Genomic DNA, 17,594 nt, shown 5'->3' with positions numbered 1-17,594 from the left:
GTGCTTGGAAATATTCTAATTTTCATGTACTTTTGAAGATGGGGATAAATATAAAACTGATGACAATGAAATATTTATTTTTAGCGATAGCACTATTTATTGCAGGTTTGGCTTTTGGCCAATCCGACCCTCAAAAGAAAGGAGAAGCTATATCGGAAAGAGACACAACTATCTCGAATCCCAATTATGATAAAGCATTAGTGGAAAAATTGGGAGGAGATGACTATGGAATGAAAAGTTACTTTTTCGTTATTCTGAAAACAGGGACGAATAAAACCGCAGAGAAGGAACTGATTAGCGAAAGTTTTAAAGGGCATTTAGAAAACATTCAAGGACTGGTACAAGAAGGGAAACTAATTGTAGCAGGGCCTTTAGGAAAGAATGAAAATAATTACAGGGGAATTTTTATTCTAAGTAATATCAACTCTGCAGATGAGGCACGGGAATTGTTGCTCACCGATCCTGCCATAAAAAACGGATTGTTGGATTTTGAAATTTTTACTTGGTACGGTTCGGCCGCATTGCCCGAATATTTACCTGCTTCCGATAAAATTTGGAAATTAAAACCCTGAAATCAAAAACAACTGAAATGGGTAATGCAGGAATTTATAAAATATCTTTTGCAAGCGTTTATCCTTTGTAAAAGACTCATTGTCTATATGAATTGATTGATAAATTGAAGGAAAGGCAATGGGGAAGATTGTAAGGAAGTAATTACAAATATAATCCTATGGCAGAGTTAAAAACAAAGCAGCATAATGCAGATGTTCACGAATTTATCACCTCGTTTGCAGATACTGAACAGAAGAAAAAGGATAGTTTTGATATCCTGGAATTAATGCAGGATTGTACGGGTTATGAACCCAAAATGTGGGGAGATTCCATTATCGGATTTGGAAGTTATCATTACAAATCGGAAAGAAGCCGTCAGGAGGGAGATTGGCTGCTTGTAGGATTTTCGCCACGAAAGGCAGCTATTTCATTGTATGTTTATGCGGGATGTCCGGAACAGGACGATTTACTGAAAGAGCTTGGGAAATTCAAAATGGGCAAAGCCTGTATTTATGTCAAAAAACTGTCCGACATCAATCAGGAAACCCTGAAGAAAATGATTAAATCAACTATTGATTTTTTACAATCGAAATACGGATAATCCCAATTATTTCGTTAAGCAAGTGCAGAACAAATTTATTTGACTTCATCTTCTTCCCTTGGCACCTCACCAAAACTCAAATAAGTTTGGTTTTGGTTTGTCGTCAGTTGTTTTGTCGAGCGCAGAATTGGAAATCGAGGAGCGAAGGCGACTCAAAATGACTATTTTTAATGAATGATTTTTTAAATATTGCCAAACTGAAAATCCTCAATTGACGTTTGCAACAGAATTGAACAAAAATGAAACCGAAATTCTTTCCAAACCAAATCTATGTGATATGAACAAGAATGTAGACGAATATATTGCCGCATTTCCCGAAGAAGTGCAAAACAAGTTGGCACAAATCCGTGCAATCGTAAAAGCGGCTGCACCCGAAGCGGAAGAAAGCATTTCCTACGGTATACCTGCCTATAAGCTGAATAAAAGGCCTTTAGTGTATTTTGCCGGAAATAAAAAACATATCGGATTTTATGCCACACCGACAGGACATGCTGCATTTACAAAAGAACTTTCCAGATATAAACAGGGAAAAGGCTCGGTTCAATTCCCGTTAAATGAGCCTTTACCTCTGAAACTGATCGAACGGATTGTACAGTTCAGAGTCACGGAAAACAATCAGAGAAACAAATAAAAAAACTATGAAAACAATGATCATGACTCTATTCCTGCTAATACTGACAGGAAATCTATCCGCTCAGATCACCGGCGAACCAATTACTCTGGAAACCGAAACAGGGAAAATAGAGGGCACGTTACTCTGTCCGCCCGCATCCAAAAAGATCCCTGTTGTTTTACTTATTGCAGGTTCGGGGCCAACCGACAGGAATGGTAACAATCCGATGATGATCAATAACTCGTTGAAAATGTTGGCCGAAGGTCTGTTTGAAAAGGGTATTGCCGCCGTGAGATACGATAAGCGGGGTATCGCTGAAAGTAAAGGCGCCGGTTTACAGGAGAGTGATCTACGCTTTGAAAGTTACGTGGAAGATGCGGAAGAGTGGGTGGATTGGATGAAAAAAGATAATCGGTTTTCGGAGATTCATATTCTCGGACATAGTGAAGGGTCACTGATCGGTATGATTGCCGCTCAAAAAGGAGATGTCAAAAAATTTATTTCGGTTGCCGGTGTGGGGAGTCCGGCGGGAGAAATATTACGGGAGCAATTAAAAGCACAACCTCCCATGGTTTTACAGATGGCTCTACCTTACATCGAAAAGATGGAAAGAGGAGAGACCGATGAAAATGTGCCGCAGATGCTTTATACTCTTTTTCGCCCAAGCGTTCAACCCTACATCATCTCGTGGTTTAAGTATGACCCGCAAAAAGAGATCGCCAAATTAAATAAACCTGTATTGATCATACAAGGGACAACCGATATCCAGGTAACTGTGGCAGATGCGGAAAAATTGGCAAACGCCAATAAACAGGCAAAGATGCATATTATTGAGGGAATGAACCATATCCTGAAAGAGGCGGAAATTGACAGGCAGAAGAACCTGCAAACTTATACAATTCCCGACTTACCGCTAAAAGAAGGCTTAATAGAGACAGTTGCCGAATTTATTGGTCAATGACCAACTAACTAAAAGCATAGTTTTGTGCCTATATCGATGGCCTCCAACGATCTGGGCCGGCTTTATGGCAAATGCCGGACCTAAAGGCTCGTTCCTGATCGGGACACCGGAGGAAGTAGCTGAAAAAATAGAAAGGCACAGCAACGCATTGGGAGGAATAGTAAGAGTTACTTTTCAAATGGATAACGCCGGGCTTACTCACGAGCAGTTGTACAAAATGAATTTAAAACTCATAGATTTAAAGGAGAGGGATTTTGGTCTTGTCAAAGAGATATATGATCACTATATTCTAAATTCGACGGCTACATTTCATACCGATTTCATATCAATTGATGAGCTTAAAAGTGTGATCTTGATCGCACATCCAAAATATAGATCATTTCTCATTGATTATGAGGGTGAAACTTGTGGGTATTGTTATATTTCCCAATTTAAAAAGAGACAGGCTTATGACAGAACCGCTGAGGTAACTATTTATTTGAAACCGGAATATTCAGGTAAAGGAATTGGAAAAGAAACTTTGAAATTACTTGAACCGGTTGCTAAAAGCAATGGGATTAGTGTTTTAATGAGGGTTATAACAGGGGAAAATCGAGCGAGTATTGGATTGTTTGAGAAATGTGGGTATGAAAAATGTGCTCACTTTAAAAAAGTTGGGGGAAAATTTGATAGATTGCTTGATGTGGTTGCATATCAAAAAATAATTATTGAATAATCAACCGGACACAACATGCCAGCCAATAAGGGCTTCATGGGCTTGCAAGGCGTAGTAGCCCACGTCAAAGTTTGTAACGGCGGATACGGACGAACCCCGCACTCCCTAACTGTTCCATATCGCCGATCGTTAGTGGCAACCTTGACAAAAAGCATATACGAACAGAAAATAAAACAGGATGAAAAGATTATTGACAATAATTTCGCTTGTAACAGTTCTTGCAGGCTGTGATTCGACAACTAAGAAGACAAATAATATGGAAGACCAAAAAAATCAAACAGATAACTCTGCTTCACCTGTTGATACCACACCAAAGGTGACAGGAATTGGCGGCATTTTCTTTTTTTCAGACAATCCGCAGGAAACGAAAGAATGGTATGCCAAAAATTTAGGACTTGAAATCAATGAATGGGGTTCGAGTTTTGAATCCAGAAATGCTAACAGACCTGAGGAGATAAACTATCTTCAATGGAGTCCTTTCAAAAAAGGAGATGAATATTTTTCCCCATCCAAAAAAGATTTTATGATTAATTACCGGGTTCAGAATATTGAAGGACTTGTAACCAAACTCAAAGAAAACGGGGTAACCATACTTGACAGCATTGTGAGTTACGACTATGGGAAATTTGTACATATTATGGATGCAGATGGCAACAAGATTGAGCTATGGGAGCCTGTTGACAGCGTTTTAACCCAAATGGGCGGTAAAACAACCAAGTAATAACTTATTTCGCCCTACAAGCAAACGGGTCAATTTATTAACCAAAATAAAAATTAAGCCTCACAGGAAATCCACTGCGAGGCTCAAATTACTTTTCTTAAAAGCCCAATTTACAGATTAATAAAAAGCAGGCTTGTCGCCATAAACACCGGGCTTATTGACACCGACACTTGCTTTTACATCTTTTCCCGAGTGCTCGATAATATCCGTGATGTAAGCAGCCACGGCTTTTCTTGCTACTTCCGTGCCTTTGAACGGTGTTCCTTTTTGTGTGGTTTCGTAGTCCGTTTCATCATTATTGGTCAGCCACGAAGGCCGCACTACGGTATAATCCAGCGATGATGCTTCGATAATATCGGCTGCTTTACGGTAAGGAATTAAATCGGAACCAATCATTCTCTCGTTCCACTCTCCGAATTTTCCTGCCACTTCTTTATAAATCCCTAATGAAGTAACGAATATCAAACGTTTTACTCCGTTGGCATTCATTGCAGCTACAATTTCTTTTGCCATCTTATCCACCGGCCCGGAAAGATTGGCATACACTATATCTTGTCCTTTGACGGCATTGTTTAAATCTTCCTTATTCAATACATCCCCTTTTATGATTTTGGCAGATGACGTAAAATCTTCCAGTTGCTTTGTATTTCTTGCAAATAAGGTCAACCCGATGTTTCCCTTATTGTTAAGAAATTCTATAACGTGTTGTGCAATGGCTCCGCCTGCACCCAACACCAAGACTTTTGTTTTTAACATTTTAATAAATAGTGTTTTGAGATTCTATGTATAGAATGGCCGGTACAGACGATGACAGCCTGCCCGGCCTTTATAAAAACGGAACTTGTTAAGCTAAATTCTTCTTGAAAAAGGCTGTTAATTGTCCAGATGCCTCGTTTACATAGTTTTCCCTATCGTACAAAGACATATGGTTGGCTCCTTCTACCACATGTTTTTTCTTGTCTGTTGAGGCAGCCCGGCTGATAAGGTCGTCACTCATCCACGCACTTCCGGCCTTGCTTCCCACTACGACTAATAATGGCTGCGTAAAGAAAGCTTCCGCTTTGTGGTAAGCATCATAAGAAATGATTTGAGAAAGGCTTCTTGATGTCGCAAATCCCGGAGCGGTCGGATATTGACAACGGTCGGTGTGGTAATACTCCCAGGCCTCTCTTAGCTCTTCGTTGGGTGCATCTTCTTCTTTCAACGGAGCCAATGGCATTGTCGCGATGGCTGCACCGCTTGCATCATTTGTTCTTGAATTGGAACCGGCTATCAAATAAGGAAGGGCATCTGCATCTTGTACATTATTATCCCAACCATTACGGAACATGGAGCCGATGTTTACGGCGCTCACCATTCCCACCGCTTTGATGCGATGATCGTTGATGGCCGCATTGGCTGTATAACCTGCACCTGCACAGATACCCATTGCCCCGATTTTTTCCTGGTCTATATAGGGTAAAGTGGTTAGATAATCGATCACTGTACTTACATCTTCCGTACGGATATATGGATTTTCCAACTGGCGTGGTTCACCTGTACTTTCTCCCTGATAAGAAGCATCGTAAGCGATGGATACAAATCCATGTTCCGTTAATTTCTTCGCGTACAGACCCGCAGTCTGTTCCTTGACACCCCCGCCGGGATGGGAAACCACGATAGCGGGGTATTTCTGATTTTCATTAAATCCTTCAGGAAAGTTGATAATGGCAGCCATCGTAATATGGCCGTTGTTGCTGTTTTTGAAATTTACTTTTTGCTGTGACATAACATTTGCTTTTAAAAAATGATTACTGATTACGATAATGCAAAATTAGTTATGACTATAGCTGGCAAACGAAAACAGATTACTTGATTAATGAAACATTTTACGGATGACCGGGATTGAATTTCAGAAAATATATCTCTTATTATCAGGTTGTAATATAATAAGAGACAATATGATTTAAACGCTTCATCATTGGTTCCGGAATACTTTGGGCGATATACCCGTTTTCTGGCGAAAGAACCTTGTAAAGTAAGTAGGGTAATCAAATCCTAAACTGTAAGCAATTTCACTTACGGATAATTTTGTCTGGCGTAACTTGTTTTTTGCCACCTGTATGATCCCTTCGTGAATATGGTCAATAGGAGAAGTACCCGTAAAATGTTTTATAAGATCTCCAAAATAATTGGTAGAGAGATTTGCTTTTCCTGCAAAATAGGCTACGGACGGCAGTTCCGATATTCCATTGGGGTTATTAAGACAGGCTTCTAACTCCTGGTAAAAATCAGCTACCACCTTATTATATATTTTGCTCCGGGCTTGAAACTGACGTTCGTAATAAATCTGGGTATAAGAAATGATGAGTGAAGTATAAGATACTAACACCTCCTTGGAATAGTTTTCCTTTTTGTATTCAATGTAAGCCTTTGAAAATAGATCGTATAACGTGTCTTTTTCTTCCTGTGTCAAAAATAACGCTTCGTGCCTGTCATAATTGGCAAAGGAAACATCCTTAACGGCTTTATTGAGCAACTTCTCATTGATAAAAATAGCATATCCCGAAAATGGACTTTTCATATCCCATTCAATGGTATTGCCCGGTTTATCAAGATACAGATAAGAGTCGGACATACTCTCAATAGGCGACTGTACTTCAATCTTATCCTTTAGGGCCAATAGATAGAAGTCGATTTTAGAAGGATGTGATTTCAGTAAAATACCAGGATGTTCATCATAATGGACAACCTGTATAATATCACTATTAGTCCCTTTCACATTGATATATTTCAGAAAACCGGGTATGTCGTATATTCTGCTCATTCAAAAATATATATTCATTGAATAGGCAAAATTAGCATATAGTCTGACAACTTGCATATACATTTAACGGTAAGAATGAAACATTTTACGGATCAATTGACATATTGATCCGTAAAATTATCAATTCTTTACGGACAATCATAGCATAAACCTTGAAATCCTGACAACGGTATCGTAAAATGGACGAAAGATTTGCGGAAAAACGATTAAAATGTAACCATTTTTGGTGTATCTTCGTAAATTCTCTGTCCGTTGGCAGTAAGTAGTGCAAGCAGGGCTGCGCTAATTTACGGGCAACGCTTTCAATTAATTTAAAAAATCAATAGCAACTAAAATGGATAATACAAGAGTTTACAGAATGCCGTTTGCCAGTGTTTATCCGTTCTATATTCAAAAAGCGGAAAAGAAAGGACATACTAAAGCGGAAGTGGATGAGATCATCTGCTGGCTGACAGGGTATGACGAACAAATTTTACAACAACATATTGACAATAAAACCGATTTTGAGAATTTCTTTGCACAGGCAACAATTAATCCCAATGCATCCAAAATAACGGGTGTGATTTGTGGTTACCGGGTGGAGGAGATAGAAGACCCTCTGATGCAGAAGATACGTTATCTGGACAAGCTGATCGATGAATTGGCCAAAGGAAAGGTAATGGAGAAGATTTTAAGGAAGTAAGAGACATTCTTTACAAAGTTGTATTTGTCAAACAGGTTGCCTTTCAATGTTTCATGATAGTTCAATGAATTGTTCATTCTTTTCTTGTGTATTTATATTTTCTCGGAGAAACCCCGGTATAACGTTTGAAATAACTTCCGAAATGCGATTGATTCGAAAAACCTAATTTTTCGCTTATTTGCTGAACAGTAAGAGAACTTGATGTCAGCAAGGCTTTTGCTTCGAGAATGACATAATCCTTGATCCATTCACCGGCATGTTTGCCGCTGACTTCATAAATTAATTTTGAAAGATATTTAGGTGTAAGGGAAAATTTGTCGGCGTACCATCCGATCTTCTGTTCTTTATGGAAATGAAGACTGAGTAAAGAAACGAACTCTTCAAAAATTTCTTCTTTTCGGGTTTTTATCCCTTTCTCTTTCGATTTTAAAAGAGTACTGCAAACATTGTAAAAAAGAATGCGGATATAAGTTTGTACAATTTCCTTCAGAAATAAATTTGTATTCTCCTCTATTTTTTCTTTTATCAAATTAAAAATAGTCATTACTTCTTTCATTTCTTTTTTCAGTAGTGCAACACAAGGTTGTCTGAAAAAAAAATTCTGCAAGTCCAAAGCCATTTTAAAGTCGTTCTGAATATCAAAAAAATCTTTTTCCAATATGATACAACCGAGTTGAAAATCAGGACTTATTTCCGCCAGTTGAAAGATCTGTTCGGGAAGGATGATCAGGACCATATCTTCGGCTATCACAAAATACTCCAAACCTATCCGTATTTTCATATACCCTTTTCTACAAATAATACCTACTACCATACCAAGCCGTATAGGGTAGTTGATAATGGTATTGAAATGAAAATCCTGAGTGAAGGAATTTATATCATCAAAAATGAAAAAATTTTCAATATAGCTCTTGGAATTTACCGAGCCATGGAGTGAATAATAATCGTAAATCTGAATATCGGGTTTCATATAATTCGACTTAATAAACACAAAATTAGACGATATTTTTGATATTAAAAGCATAAAAGCGACAAAATGAACAATAATTTCTACCTATATGGCTTTTCCGAAACTATGAAAAGTGTGAAATTTGCCGAAAAATTTGTCTATTCATTTCGAAATAAGAAATCAATGAAAAGTAAACCAGTTGTAATGTCATTGCTTCTGCTTTGTTTATTGGCGGGCTGTAAGTATAAAACAAACGAGGAGAACTCCAGTACGGTCAAAAATGTGAAGACGGTTTTTCCTGTTGGGGTCAGTAATGTAAACGTACGCACGTTTCCGGGTGTAGTAAAAGTGGCGAATGAAATCAACCTGGGGTTCAAGAGCGCCGGACAGATCAGCCGTATTTTAGTGAAAGAGGGGGATTATGTGCGTGAAGGGAGTATAATAGCGGAACTCGACAAAAAAGACTACCTGCTGCAACTCGAAGGAAGCCGGATACAGTATGAGCAACTGAAAACAGAAGTGGAACGGTTGGAGAAACTCTATGAGAGGAATAACATATCGGGGAATGATTATGAAAAGGCGCTTGCAGGGCTTCAGGCATTAGAAGTCCAGGTGAAAGCGAATAAAAACACATTGGAGTATACAACGCTCAGGGCCCCCGTGTCAGGATATATCCAATCTGTGAATTTTGTGAAATCGGAAATGGTGAATGCAGGCACACCGGTTGTTACCTTCATCGATGTCTCATCGGTAAAGGTGGAAACCGAGCTACCCGCATCGTTGTTTCTCAGGCAAGACGATTTTGTCAATTATTCATGCCGGACAAACCTTGTTCCCGGTAAGAATATTCCATTGCAACTTTCGGGGATCAATAAAAAATCGAATAGCCGGCAATTGTATAAAATGAATTTTGTCCCGGAGTCTTCCAATTCAGGACTTGCCCCGGGAATGAATGTGGAAGTGATGATTACGATGAAAGAAGAGACAGGGAGCGGCAACACTTGTACCATTCCCGCTAAAGCGGTCTTCAAAAAAGGAGATAACGAATATGTATGGACAGTTGAAAACAACGTTGCAAGAAGAAAAGAAGTAGAAACAGGGGGAGTGGATCATAGCGGCAGGATTATTATCTTATCGGGGATTTCAGAAAGGGATGAGATTATTGTAGCCGGATTGAGGGTCATAGAAGAAGGTGATAGAGTAAATATCATTCCATTACCTGCCGAAACCAATAAGGGAGGACTTCTATGAAACTTACCGACTTTTTCTACAAGAACCAGACTCTTTTCTGGGCTGTATTGGTAATGGTGGTCTTTGGCGGGATATTTGCCTATTCGGTAATGCCCAAGTTGGAAGATCCGGCCATATCTATTAAACAGGTCGTGGTAATGACCTATTACCCGGGGGCTTCGGCACATGAAGTAGAACTGGAAGTTACATCAGTGTTAGAAGATGAATTACAGGCGTTGAGCAACGTTTCAGGTATCTCTTCCACTTCTTCGGAAAATATGTCTGTCATAAACCTTGAACTTGAATTATCTGTTCCCCCGAAAGAAATGGAACAGCGGTGGGATATCCTGCGGAGAAAGGTGCAGATGGCTTCGATGAAATTACCGCAGGGAGCGATGCAACCCATAGTGATAGACGATGTAAGCGATATTTACGGCATGTTTTATTATATCACTGCTGATGGGTATTCCTACATTGAAATGCAAAAATATGCCGAAATGCTCCGGCGTGAATTATTGAAAGTAGATGGAGTGAAGCGGGTTACATTTTTCGGCACACGGGAAGAAGTGATCCATATATCGCTTTCAAGAGAAATGCTTGCACGGAACAGTATCTATCCAACGCAGATCATGAGCGCGATTAGTGCAATGAGTCAACCTGTAAATGCGGGCTATTACTATACGGAGAATGAAGAAAAATTAAAGCTGGCCGTAGGCGGGAAGGTCGAGTCGGAAGATGATTTACGGGAAATGATCATCAAAACACCTTCCGGGAAGCAGGTTAAACTGGGAGATATTGCCTCGGTGACCAGGGAATATGGAGATGATCCGCAGACAAATGGTTTTTGGGTAGACGGTGAACCGGCGATAGCCCTATTGGTGTCGATGGAACCGGAAGCGATAGTTCCCGATGTAGGCAAGCGCGCCGATAACCGGATGGAAGAATTGAAAGGAGAGTTGCCGGCGGGATTCGCGTATGACAAGGTCTATTTCCAGCCGGACCGTGTATCGGATGCAATGGACTCTTTTTTATGGAATATCGTCGCTTCGGTGTTGATTGTAGTCGCCATCATCATGCTTGCCATGGGATTCCGGAGCGGCATAATTCTGGGTATCGGGCTTGCTTTGACAGTATTGGGAACATTCCCGATCCTGCTGGCTGTGGGGGGAACGCTTCAACGTATTTCACTGGGCGCTTTCATTGTCGCGATGGGCATGTTGGTCGATAACGCGGTTGTTATAATGGATGGCATCCTGGTGGACAGGAAACGGGGACTTCCACCCAAAAAGGCACTTTTCCGCACGGCGAAAGATACGGCTATGCCATTGCTGGGAGCGACGCTCATTGCGCTGGTGACTTTTCTTCCGGTAGGTTTGTCGCCCGATACGATAGGCGAATATGCAAGCGACCTGTTCTACGTGCTGGCGATATCATTGCTGGTGAGTTGGATATTAGCGCTTACACAAATACCCGTTTTCGCGAGTAAAATGCTGCCGGCGCGTCATTCTGAAAGAAAAAGGAAACGGAAAAAAACAAATCCGGACGGAGAGTCGGCCATGCATCGGTTTATCCGCAGGTCTCTCAACCTGTTTATGGCAAGAAAACTTACCACTTTTACCATAAGTATGGCTTGTCTTCTCTTATCTGTCTGGGGTTTTACTTTCATTAAAGTGAAATTTTTCCCTGATTTTGATTACAACCAATTGTATGTAGAATATACATTGCCTCCGCAAACAAGTTCTGAGCGGGTAAAACAGGATATTCTGGAGATCACACGGAAATTATCTGAATATAAAGAGATTGCAAAGATCGCCGTAAGCCAGGGGCAGACTCCGGGGCGATATTCTTTGGCCCGTGCCGTAGGATCAGGCGGAGATAATTATGGTGAAATCATCCTTAATTTTGATGATTACCGTGATGCCTACCGTATGTTCCCTGAAATACAGCAGTGCCTTCGCGACGAATATCCCGATGCTTATATCCGTGTCCGGAAATACTCCCTTTCGATAAACTCAAGCCATCCGGTCGAGGTTATGTTTACCGGTCCTGATCCCGCTGTGTTACGGGGCCTTTCGGAACAGGCGCAGGAGATCATGAAGCAGTCGCCGATGGTAGATGCTTATTCGGTATGTGATAACTGGCAACCTCATGTCAAGACCATTCAGGCACAATATGCCGAACAGCAGGCTAAAAGTGCGGGTGTAGGACGTGAAGATATGGGCAAGGCTTTGCAGGCTTCCACGCAGGGGCTTCCTGCAGGCTTGCTTTATGATGCCGATAAACAGTTGGTTATTTACCTGAAAATCTGTGATAATGACGGCAGCCGGGTGAGTGATTTGCAAGATATACCGGTGTGGAGTATGCTGCCGAATATAGCTGTTGATGATATAAATTTTCCGGGGTTAGTCCAGGGGAATTTCTCAGCGGATGAATTGATGGATGATATGTTCAGTACTGTTCCCCTCAGCCAGGCAATCGATGGGCTTCAGGTCGGTTGGGAAGAACCGCTTATCTACCGTTACGGGGGGCAAAGGGCTATAGAGGTACAATGTGATCCTGCGTTGGACTCAACCCCTTCGGTGGCAAAAAATGACATTAGAGAACAGATTGAGTCCATAGCACTTCCCAGCGGATACGCGATGGAGTGGCTGGGGGAAGAGAAAATGCAAAACACGGCCATTTCAAATATTCTGGGATATCTGCCGTTGGTAATGATCATTATTCTGGTGATATTACTGCTGTTATTCAACAGTATACGGAAAATGATACTGGTCCTTTTCTGCCTTCCTTTTGCCAGTATCGGGGTTGTGCTTACATTGATGTTTACGGGAACTCCATTTACATTCATGGGAATAATAGGTACCATAGGGTTAATAGGGATGCTGGTAAAAAATTCAATTGTGCTGATTGACGAGATCACCCGGATGACCAACGAGGGTGTGGAACCTTACCAGGCAATAATCGAGTCCACTATTAACCGTACCCGCCCGGTAATCATGGCCTCGGCAACCACTATCCTGGGGATGTTACCGCTTATTCCCGATCCGATGTACGGCAGCCTTGCCGTAGTAGTCATCGGTGGATTGACATTCGGGACAATCATCACGTTGATCCTGTTACCAATTTTTTATGCCTTGCTGTTCAGGATCAGGAAACCACAAAAGTTGGAATTGATTAAGTAAAGAGTGTGAAAAAAGTATAGGAGTAATGTGATAATCCCGGTAAATTGGGACTACTTGCCCCGACAAGTCGGAAAGTAAAGCCAATGTGCTGATTGGCATGGTTGATACATCAACAAGAAAAATAAAATAATTGTATGAATAAAATAATCATGATGGCTCTTTGGGGAGTTTTCGCCACAACATATTGTTTTTCACAAACGAATGCGAATGATATTAACGGATATTATTCTGTGGCATATAGTAAAAATGACAATAGATCCCAAACAATAAATTTATCTATTCAGGACTGTCGTGCAATGGCGCTTGCAAGCAGTGAGGAAATGAAAATAGCCGGTTACCGGCACGAACAGTCCCGGAATGAAAAACGGATTGCCCAAACTGCCGGGCTACCTAAATTTTCAGCTTCAGGAACCTATGGCTATATGAATAGTGATATTGCACTGGGATTACCCGAAATGGATGTAAAGCTTCCAATGATGGGAGAGGAAGTAGATCTTAGCAGTATGATCCCGGAAACGGTAAATCTGGGAATAAATTCGGGTATATATATGATAGGGGTGAGCGTGCAACAACCCATTTTTGCGGGTGGGAGAATTATCGCGGGGAATAAAATGGCCGAAAAAGGGATAGAAATCACTGAAGAAAATAGAACCATGACGCGTATGAGTGTGATAGCCGAGGCCGAAAAAGCTTACTGGACTTATTTTTCGGTGAAAGATAAGATCGACTTACTGAAACAATACGAAGCTCTATTGGATACGCTGCATCAAAGCGTATCGGATATGATCTCGGTTAAAATGGCAGCAGAGAACGAATTGATGAAGATCAGTTCACGGAAAAGTAATATCCGGTACCAGATGCAAAAGGCCGTAAACGGGATGGAACTGAGCCGTATGCAACTCTGCCGGATAATAGGTGTTGACCTGGACACGGAGATCGTATTGACCGATAGTATTTCCAAAGAAAATTATCAAAAAGCAGATCACCTTTACGATTTGAGCATGCGCCCTGAATATCGTATGCTGCAAAAGCAAGTAGAGTTAAAAGAACTGGATATAAAAAATGTACGTGGTGATTATCTGCCTACTGTCGGTTTAATGGCCGGATATAGTTATCTCGGTAAAATGGAGATGGGCGGGTTTTCCATGCGGATGGATAAACCTGCAGCTCTGGTGATGCTTTCGGTAAGCGTTCCACTTTTCAACTTCGGCGAAGGGGCGAAAAAGATACAGAATGCGAAAATAGCAAGGGACATACAGCAGGAAGAACTGAATAAAAACAGCAAACAGCTCACTATCGAAATAGAGCACGCCGAACGAAATTTACAGGATGCTGTCCTGTTGATCATGGCGGCAGAGACAGCTTTCGAACAAGCCCAAGCCAACTTGAAGAGCATACGTGATAGTTATGAATTAAGAATGGGTACACTTATTGATGTTCTCGATGCACAAACGCAATGGCAGGAGGCTTACAGTAATATCATCGATGCCCGTATACAATACAAAATAAGTGAAGTTGAGTTTCTGAGAGTAACAGGCAAACTGTAATATATAGACTGTAAACACGATGAGAAGCGAAGACATAAAAAAATCTCAAGAAAATTATTCAGCCATTTTGAATTTTTCCGTTTTTTCTTTTTTCTAAGCTGGAATCCTTATCTTTGTTTTTAGAGAGAAAATAGAAAACCGTAAAATTGATTAGAATGAAAAATTTGGATTACGGAATCATCGGGAACTGCCGCACCGCGGCATTGGTATCGAAAACCGGGAGTATAGACTGGTTCTGTCTCCCCGATTTTGATTCCCCATCTGTCTTTGCGAAACTGCTGGACGAGGAAAAAGGGGGTAGTTTTCATTTTGAGGTGTCGGATGAATATACCATTACCCAGAGTTATCACGGGCATACCAATATGCTGTTGACAAGGTTTGAGTCGCCTGAGAACGGGTTTATCGTGTTCGATTATATGCCCCGTTATCAGACCGAGGCGAACCGCTATTATATGCCGCCGGAAATTCACCGGTATATCAGGGTCACGAGAGGACGGCCGTTAGTCAAAATAATTTACGATCCAAAGATTAACTATGCCAGGGAAGAGGTCCGCCATGAAATAGTGGGGAGTTATATTAAAACGCATTCAGCAGAAGATTCAGAAGATAAAATCTATCTCTATAGCAGTTTTGATCCGGAAGTAGTGATCAGCCGTGAGGAGATTGAGCTGGCCGGACATCATTTCTTTCTTTTGTCGTATAACCAGAAATTAATGACTGTGGATATCAACCGTATCCTGTTGGAGTATGAGCGCACGAAAGTGTATTGGCTCAATTTCGTGAATCGCTCCAGGGATTATCTGCAATACAACGACATGATCAAACGCAGCCTGCTTGTACTTAGATTGTTGTCATACCAGGAATCGGGAGCCATGTTGGCAGCGGTGACTACCAGCCTGCCCGAAAGCATCGGGGAAAACAGGAACTGGGATTACCGCTTCTGTTGGTTGCGCGATGCTTCCATGTCGATAGATACGCTGCTGTTCATGAAACAGCGGGCAACGGCAGAGCGTTTTATCGGTTTTGTGAAACGCATCCTGAAGTCGTCCCGTAACGAAACCATCCAGATCATGTATGGCATCCGTGGTGAACGTGAACTGACGGAAGAGGAACTGCCCCATTTGAGCGGTTACGAGGGCTCACGCCCCGTAAGGATCGGGAATGCAGCCTATTATCAGGAGCAGAACGACTCTATCGGCTATCTCCTGGACGTCATCTATAAATACTATCTCTATTTCCCGGGAACGCTGGATGAAGTAGAGGAGATATGGGAGATCATCAAGAATCTGGTGCGTTCGGTATTGGCTGCGTGGGACAAACCGGACAGAAGCATCTGGGAATTCCGTACAAGGAAGATGCATTTTGTCTTTTCGAAAGTGATGAGTTGGGTGGCTGTTGACAGGGCATCGCTGATTGCCGAACTGTTACATAGGGATAGCTATGCCGAGAAATGGCGCCGGAAAGCGGATATGATTAAGGCGGAAGTGCATGAAAAGGGATGGAGCGAAGAGTTGCAATGCTTCACTCAGGCCTATGGTAATACCGATTATGATTCTTCGTTGTTACTTATGCAGTTCTATGATTTCATCGAACCCGACAATGAGCGGTACGTAAAAACGGTAAAGGCCATCAAAGAGCACCTTTATCATGAAGGACTTATGTACCGTTATAAAGCAGAGGATGATTTCGGTGTGCCTACCTCTTCATTTACTATCTGTACTTTCTGGCTGATCGAGGCGCTTTTTAAGATCGGCGAAACAGAGGAGGCACGTGAAATATTTGAGAAGATGATTTCCTATTCCAATCATCTGGGGCTCTACAGCGAAGATCTCGATTTTAAGACCAAACGTCAGTTAGGCAACTTCCCGCAGGCTTATTCACACCTTGCATTTATTAACACAGCAGTGCTGTTCTCGGAGGAGAAGCACCTTTCCAAATTTATTCGTCCGTAACAGCTGGAGTCCCTTTTTCTCCCGTAGCGGCAGAGTTGATCTTTGCAAATGAACCGGGATAGTACCGATTGATAAAATCGATCAGTTTTTCGCGGACAGCTACCCGGAGATCCCAATTGCTGGATGAGTTGTTACTGCTGACCAATACCCTTATCTCTTTGTACCACTGCTTGCTTTCGGTGACTTGGATGTTATGGACACGTCCATCCCAATTGGGGTCATCTTCCACTATGCGTGCCAGTTCTTCACGCAATGGTTCCAGAGGCAGGTCGTAAGAGACATAGAGGAATACTGTTCCCAATATATCGGAAGTGGTTCTTGTCCAATTTTGTATGGGGTTGTTCAAGAAATAATCGATGGGTATGATTAACCGTCGCTCATCCCAGATCTTTACCACGGCGTATGTGATATTGATTTCTTCAATACGCCCCCATTCTCCCTCAATGACTACTACATCATCCAGTCTGACCGGCTGTGTAAAAGCAATCTGGATACCGGAGAATATCTGTCCGAAACTACGTTGGGCTGCGAATCCTATAATGATCCCCGCCACTCCTGCCGAAGCCAGCAGGCTGACACCCAGTTGCCTGACTGAATCGATGGTCATCAGTGCTATCGAAAAGAAGATAAAGGCTGTGAGTATGATCGTGATCCTCTCGATCATACTCATCTGTGTAAGCCTCTTCCTAGCTTCAAGATTATTGGGATTATTGATGTCGAGCTTGTTCTGCCAATAATGAAAGGTACCCCTGATAATCTGTACAATTATCCATCCGAGTGTGAGAATCAGCAATATCCGGCTTATTTTCTGTAAGACTTCAAAAGTGCGTGCATCTTCCTGTAACAGCGTACTGAATATATTTAATAATATAGCGAAAATGATCCATATCCCGGGAACTCTGAAAAGGCGGACAATAAAATCATCAATGTGGCTTTTACTTTTTTGTGTCCGAATCCTCCATTTCCTGATGATAAAATTAAAAACAAGGACCAGTATGATGAATAATGCAATAAATAGCAATGCAATAAATGGGTATCGTAGTGAACTGTTGGGGATAAGATGGTCAATAAAATCCATAGGGA

Annotated in this window: 16 protein-coding genes; 11 read left to right on the top strand and 5 right to left on the bottom strand. The window is 41.5% G+C overall.

The genetic code is table 11. The annotated features are described in order from the left end of the window. The first annotated feature begins 65 nt into the window (after positions 1 to 65). From F597_RS0104665 to F597_RS20135, 6 genes are all read left to right on the top strand, one after another. Positions 66 to 572, top strand: a complete 507-nt coding sequence (locus F597_RS0104665) for a YciI family protein (RefSeq protein ID WP_221406092.1) — start codon at positions 66 to 68, stop codon at positions 570 to 572. Between the two features lie 158 nt (positions 573 to 730). Further along, positions 731 to 1,153 (top strand): DUF1801 domain-containing protein, encoded by a 423-nt coding sequence (locus F597_RS0104660; protein WP_019538553.1) that lies wholly within the window; start codon positions 731 to 733, stop codon positions 1,151 to 1,153. A 277-nt stretch (positions 1,154 to 1,430) separates the two neighbouring features. Next, entirely contained in the window at positions 1,431 to 1,784 is a 354-nt protein-coding gene (locus F597_RS0104655; protein ID WP_026327123.1) for an iron chaperone, read from the top strand. Between the two features lie 7 nt (positions 1,785 to 1,791). Then, a complete protein-coding gene (locus F597_RS0104650; RefSeq protein ID WP_019538551.1) occupies positions 1,792 to 2,727 on the top strand; it encodes an alpha/beta hydrolase in 936 nt (311 codons plus the stop codon). Positions 2,728 to 2,791: 64 nt separating this feature from the next. Beyond that, positions 2,792 to 3,442: a GNAT family N-acetyltransferase gene (locus tag F597_RS0104645; RefSeq protein ID WP_221406091.1), complete on the top strand. Its 651-nt coding sequence runs from the start codon at positions 2,792 to 2,794 to the stop codon at positions 3,440 to 3,442. Positions 3,443 to 3,620: 178 nt separating this feature from the next. After that, positions 3,621 to 4,163: a VOC family protein gene (locus F597_RS20135; protein ID WP_245541990.1), complete on the top strand. Its 543-nt coding sequence runs from the start codon at positions 3,621 to 3,623 to the stop codon at positions 4,161 to 4,163. Positions 4,164 to 4,280: 117 nt separating this feature from the next. Here F597_RS20135 and F597_RS0104635 read toward each other — a convergent pair whose 3' ends face one another. From F597_RS0104635 to F597_RS0104625, 3 genes are all read right to left on the bottom strand, one after another. Continuing rightward, entirely contained in the window at positions 4,281 to 4,919 is a 639-nt protein-coding gene (locus tag F597_RS0104635; protein ID WP_019538548.1) for an SDR family oxidoreductase, read from the bottom strand. Positions 4,920 to 5,007: 88 nt separating this feature from the next. Continuing rightward, the gene (locus F597_RS0104630) at positions 5,008 to 5,931 is read right to left on the bottom strand and encodes an alpha/beta hydrolase (RefSeq protein ID WP_019538547.1); all 924 of its coding nucleotides are present in this window, start codon (positions 5,929 to 5,931) and stop codon (positions 5,008 to 5,010) included. A 189-nt stretch (positions 5,932 to 6,120) separates the two neighbouring features. Further along, complete coding sequence (locus tag F597_RS0104625) at positions 6,121 to 6,969, bottom strand: helix-turn-helix domain-containing protein (protein ID WP_019538546.1); 849 nt, start codon at positions 6,967 to 6,969, stop codon at positions 6,121 to 6,123. Positions 6,970 to 7,303: 334 nt separating this feature from the next. On the opposite strand from F597_RS0104625, the gene F597_RS0104620 reads away from it, so the two are divergent. Then, the gene (locus F597_RS0104620) at positions 7,304 to 7,651 is read left to right on the top strand and encodes a DUF2200 domain-containing protein (protein WP_019538545.1); all 348 of its coding nucleotides are present in this window, start codon (positions 7,304 to 7,306) and stop codon (positions 7,649 to 7,651) included. A 73-nt stretch (positions 7,652 to 7,724) separates the two neighbouring features. On the opposite strand, the gene F597_RS20130 is transcribed toward F597_RS0104620, so the two are convergent. After that, complete coding sequence (locus F597_RS20130; protein ID WP_019538544.1) at positions 7,725 to 8,621, bottom strand: helix-turn-helix domain-containing protein; 897 nt, start codon at positions 8,619 to 8,621, stop codon at positions 7,725 to 7,727. Positions 8,622 to 8,783: 162 nt separating this feature from the next. Between F597_RS20130 and F597_RS20125 the strand changes: the two genes are divergently transcribed. From F597_RS20125 to F597_RS0104595, 4 genes are all read left to right on the top strand, one after another. Beyond that, complete coding sequence (locus F597_RS20125; protein WP_157278957.1) at positions 8,784 to 9,851, top strand: efflux RND transporter periplasmic adaptor subunit; 1,068 nt, start codon at positions 8,784 to 8,786, stop codon at positions 9,849 to 9,851. After that, complete coding sequence (locus tag F597_RS0104605; RefSeq protein WP_019538542.1) at positions 9,848 to 13,012, top strand: efflux RND transporter permease subunit; 3,165 nt, start codon at positions 9,848 to 9,850, stop codon at positions 13,010 to 13,012. Before F597_RS20125 ends, F597_RS0104605 begins: the two co-directional genes overlap by 4 nt. Before the next feature lie 134 nt (positions 13,013 to 13,146). Beyond that, positions 13,147 to 14,559, top strand: a complete 1,413-nt coding sequence (locus F597_RS0104600; protein ID WP_019538541.1) for a TolC family protein — start codon at positions 13,147 to 13,149, stop codon at positions 14,557 to 14,559. Positions 14,560 to 14,714: 155 nt separating this feature from the next. After that, positions 14,715 to 16,511, top strand: a complete 1,797-nt coding sequence (locus F597_RS0104595) for a glycoside hydrolase family 15 protein (protein ID WP_019538540.1) — start codon at positions 14,715 to 14,717, stop codon at positions 16,509 to 16,511. Here F597_RS0104595 and F597_RS0104590 read toward each other — a convergent pair. Continuing rightward, complete coding sequence (locus F597_RS0104590) at positions 16,498 to 17,589, bottom strand: mechanosensitive ion channel family protein (RefSeq protein ID WP_019538539.1); 1,092 nt, start codon at positions 17,587 to 17,589, stop codon at positions 16,498 to 16,500. The two genes, F597_RS0104595 and F597_RS0104590, sit on opposite strands and share 14 nt — an antisense overlap. Between the last annotated feature and the right edge of the window lie 5 nt (positions 17,590 to 17,594).

Source organism: Proteiniphilum acetatigenes DSM 18083 (genome assembly GCF_000380985.1).
GTDB lineage: Bacteria > Bacteroidota > Bacteroidia > Bacteroidales > Dysgonomonadaceae > Proteiniphilum > Proteiniphilum acetatigenes.
The sequence above is the reverse complement of the archived record's forward strand: the minus strand, read 5'-3'. Positions and strand labels throughout refer to the sequence as shown.

Excerpts from the sequence above, each read along its gene's own strand:
- F597_RS0104620 (WP_019538545.1), top strand. The coding sequence starts at position 7,304 with ATGGATAATACAAGAGTTTACAGAATGCCGTTTGCCAGTGTTTATCCG.
- F597_RS0104635 (WP_019538548.1), bottom strand. The coding sequence starts at position 4,919 with ATGTTAAAAACAAAAGTCTTGGTGTTGGGTGCAGGCGGAGCCATTGCA.
- F597_RS0104590 (WP_019538539.1), bottom strand. The coding sequence starts at position 17,589 with ATGGATTTTATTGACCATCTTATCCCCAACAGTTCACTACGATACCCA.
- F597_RS0104665 (WP_221406092.1), top strand. The coding sequence starts at position 66 with ATGAAATATTTATTTTTAGCGATAGCACTATTTATTGCAGGTTTGGCT.
- F597_RS0104625 (WP_019538546.1), bottom strand. The coding sequence starts at position 6,969 with ATGAGCAGAATATACGACATACCCGGTTTTCTGAAATATATCAATGTG.
- F597_RS0104660 (WP_019538553.1), top strand. The coding sequence starts at position 731 with ATGGCAGAGTTAAAAACAAAGCAGCATAATGCAGATGTTCACGAATTT.
- F597_RS0104600 (WP_019538541.1), top strand. The coding sequence starts at position 13,147 with ATGAATAAAATAATCATGATGGCTCTTTGGGGAGTTTTCGCCACAACA.
- F597_RS0104655 (WP_026327123.1), top strand. The coding sequence starts at position 1,431 with ATGAACAAGAATGTAGACGAATATATTGCCGCATTTCCCGAAGAAGTG.
- F597_RS0104630 (WP_019538547.1), bottom strand. The coding sequence starts at position 5,931 with ATGTCACAGCAAAAAGTAAATTTCAAAAACAGCAACAACGGCCATATT.
- F597_RS20135 (WP_245541990.1), top strand. The coding sequence starts at position 3,621 with ATGAAAAGATTATTGACAATAATTTCGCTTGTAACAGTTCTTGCAGGC.
- F597_RS0104650 (WP_019538551.1), top strand. The coding sequence starts at position 1,792 with ATGAAAACAATGATCATGACTCTATTCCTGCTAATACTGACAGGAAAT.
- F597_RS0104595 (WP_019538540.1), top strand. The coding sequence starts at position 14,715 with ATGAAAAATTTGGATTACGGAATCATCGGGAACTGCCGCACCGCGGCA.
- F597_RS0104645 (WP_221406091.1), top strand. The coding sequence starts at position 2,792 with ATGGCAAATGCCGGACCTAAAGGCTCGTTCCTGATCGGGACACCGGAG.
- F597_RS20130 (WP_019538544.1), bottom strand. The coding sequence starts at position 8,621 with ATGAAACCCGATATTCAGATTTACGATTATTATTCACTCCATGGCTCG.
- F597_RS20125 (WP_157278957.1), top strand. The coding sequence starts at position 8,784 with ATGAAAAGTAAACCAGTTGTAATGTCATTGCTTCTGCTTTGTTTATTG.
- F597_RS0104605 (WP_019538542.1), top strand. The coding sequence starts at position 9,848 with ATGAAACTTACCGACTTTTTCTACAAGAACCAGACTCTTTTCTGGGCT.